Here is a 2712-nt window from a genome sequence, read left to right on the forward strand (position 1 = left end):
GGCATATGGCGGGGCGAGATCTTGGTAAACGGGAGCCTACGGAATCACTCAAATCTCATGCTGGGAAATTTGAATTATTGGATGCAGCCTGATTGTCAAGTGAGAAAAACTGCAGAATCGAGTTTAAGTGATATGGAGGTGAAACCCGCTGCTGATGCCGCGACTCTGTTCCCTCTTTTGGAGAAACAGATCAAAAGCGGTGATCGCATAGCCATTATTGGACGAAATGGTTGCGGCAAGTCCTCCCTGATTCGTCAGCTTTGGTCGAGCTTTCAGTATGAAGAAAGCCAAACCATTCATCTTCATCCACGCTGCCGGCCAGGATATTACGACCAGTCTCTTCAGCAGATCAAAGATGAAGACAATCTAATGGAAGCATTACGACTGTTTGCTCCACTGCCCGATGAGCAACGAAAAATGGCCCTGATCAGTGCAGGCTATGCCTATGAACGGCATGATCAAAAAGTTTCACAGCTCAGTGGCGGCGAGCGCTCAAGACTGTTGTTTGTAGGTTTGTCTCTGGCTCAATACCACCTACTGTTGCTGGACGAACCCACCAACCATCTGGATCTGGAAGGCAAAGATGAGCTGGCGGAAACTCTGAAAACATTCGCAGGGGGTTTCCTGCTAGTCAGTCATGATCGTGACCTTATTGAGAAGAGTTGTAATCGCTTCTGGCTGATCCATCAGGGCAGGCTGGAAGAATTCCATGATCCTGAACAGGCTTATTCTGTGCTGATCGACTCAGAAGAAGACTCTGAGGAAGCCGTTCAGAGTCAGACATTTTGTGAGGAACAGAATAATGACTCGGAAGATTCAGAGTTCCTTCTGGAGCGACTGATAGAGCTGGAAACAAAGCTTCAGGATGATCTGGCCAGAAAACCCAAACACCAGAAGCCCGAAAGGCAGCAGGTCTGGCTACAGGAAATTGATCAGATTCAAAGCCAGTTGAACCTTAACTAACCTTATGCGCCAGCAACCCTGCTGGCGCTTTTTTTACCTATTTGGTGCACCCCTGCATCCCGACGCACCCGATAACGACGCTCCCAAGAAGCTTTCTTCATCGAATAGCCCTCACTGACCAAGTCATTAACTTATTAAAAATCATTAAGTTAAAGAAAAAAACCGAATTCAGGCATCATTTTTGCGATACAGGGCATGACGAATAAGAAAAACAGCGAGAAGGAACTATGGCTTATATAGAACCCGATGAGTTTGTCACAAAAATGGTGGACTCTGGCGAGTCCAAGGTTTTCATGTCAACCAAGGACACGTTTATCCGGGCCTTCATGGCTGGAGCCATTCTGGGGCTGGCGGCGATATTTGCTATTACAGTCACCATCAAGAGCGGCTCCCCTCTGATCGGCGCTCTGCTGTTCCCGATCGGATTCATCATGCTGTATCTCATGAAATTTGATTTGTTAACCGGTGTTTTCACTCTGGTTCCGCTGGCGTTAATCGATAAACGACCCGGTGTTGATATGAGCGGATTACTCAGAAACTGGGGACTGGTATTTCTGGGTAATTTTGCCGGCGCTCTGACCACAGCCTTTCTGGTGTCGTTTATTCTGACCTATGGGTACAGCATTGATGGCGGAGCAATAGCTGCGAAAGTTTCAGCCATTGGCGAGTCGAGAACTTTAGGTTATCAGGAACACGGTCTTGCCGGTTGGTTAACGATCTTCGTACGAGGAATGCTGTGCAACTGGATGGTATCCATGGGCGTTGTCGGCGCGATGATTTCAACGTCTGCAGGGGCCAAAATGGTCGCGATGTGGATGCCCATTATGTTGTTTTTCTTTATGGGCTTTGAACACTCCATCGTCAATATGTTCCTCTTCCCCTTCTCCATGATCATGGGTGGAGAATTCACCGTTATGGACTACCTGATCTGGAATGAGCTGCCCACCGCACTGGGCAATCTGGTCGGAGGTTTCCTGCTGGTAGGTTTGCCACTTTATCTGACCCATGTAAGAACCAGTCCTGAACGTGAACTGGCTTAAGGTAACGGGAAAGACATCATGAACAAGCTTGCAATGACTGAAGCCATTATTCTTGCCAAAACAGAAAGGCAATTAACCTGGGAGCAATTTAGTGCTGATATTGGCTGCTCTGCGGTCTGGCTGGCATCAACCTGCTTGGGGATGAACAGCGCACCGCAGGATAAAGCCCAGGCCATAGCCGAGTATCTGGGCCTGGGCACCGAAGTAGTCGAAGCTCTGAAAACTTACCCCACCAAAGTATGGGATCAGGCTGTGCCAACAGATCCATTGATCTATCGCCTATACGAAGTTGTGGGTGTCTATGGTGAAACATTAAAGGAGGTTATTCAGGAAAAGTTTGGTGATGGCATTATGAGTGCCATTGATTTTTCGATGGATATTGAGAAGGAGGAAAACCCAAAAGGAGACCGTGTCGTGCTTACCATGAACGGTAAATTCCTACCCTATAAATCATGGTAATCAGATCCTGCCGATGATGAGGTAGTACTCGAAACCTATTTGTTTGTCTCATTCAGTGACTCTTAAAGCGGCCATATGCAAGGCGAGCTTGTACAGGAATACCGGGGTCTTTCAAACAAGATCAACGCAGTCAGATGGCCGCTTTAAGAGTCACCCTTCGGGCCAGAACGAGAGCTTCCATGACTGCGTTGTGATCACTTGAAAGATCCAGATATTACTGCGTTATCACGCCTTGCCACGAAAGCTCTCG

The 2712-nt window shown here is 47.8% G+C and carries 3 protein-coding genes; all 3 read left to right on the forward strand.

The window, feature by feature from the left end; translation table 11 throughout:
• Positions 1 to 132 precede the first annotated feature (132 nt).
• The 3 genes from ACR2PX_RS01230 to cynS all read left to right on the forward strand — a co-directional run bounded on the left by ACR2PX_RS01230 (position 133) and on the right by cynS (position 2462).
• The gene (locus tag ACR2PX_RS01230; RefSeq protein ID WP_433997542.1) at positions 133 to 963 is read left to right on the forward strand and encodes an ATP-binding cassette domain-containing protein; all 831 of its coding nucleotides are present in this window, start codon (positions 133 to 135) and stop codon (positions 961 to 963) included.
• A gap of 227 nt (positions 964 to 1190) precedes the next feature.
• Positions 1191 to 2003, forward strand: a complete 813-nt coding sequence (locus ACR2PX_RS01235) for a formate/nitrite transporter family protein (RefSeq protein WP_433997543.1) — start codon at positions 1191 to 1193, stop codon at positions 2001 to 2003.
• 18 nt (positions 2004 to 2021) lie between these two features.
• Entirely contained in the window at positions 2022 to 2462 is a 441-nt protein-coding gene (cynS, locus tag ACR2PX_RS01240) for a cyanase (protein WP_433997544.1), read from the forward strand.
• Positions 2463 to 2712: the final 250 nt, after the last annotated feature.

The sequence above is a fragment of the Endozoicomonas sp. genome, assembly GCF_051008435.1.
Lineage (GTDB): Bacteria > Pseudomonadota > Gammaproteobacteria > Pseudomonadales > Endozoicomonadaceae > Endozoicomonas_A.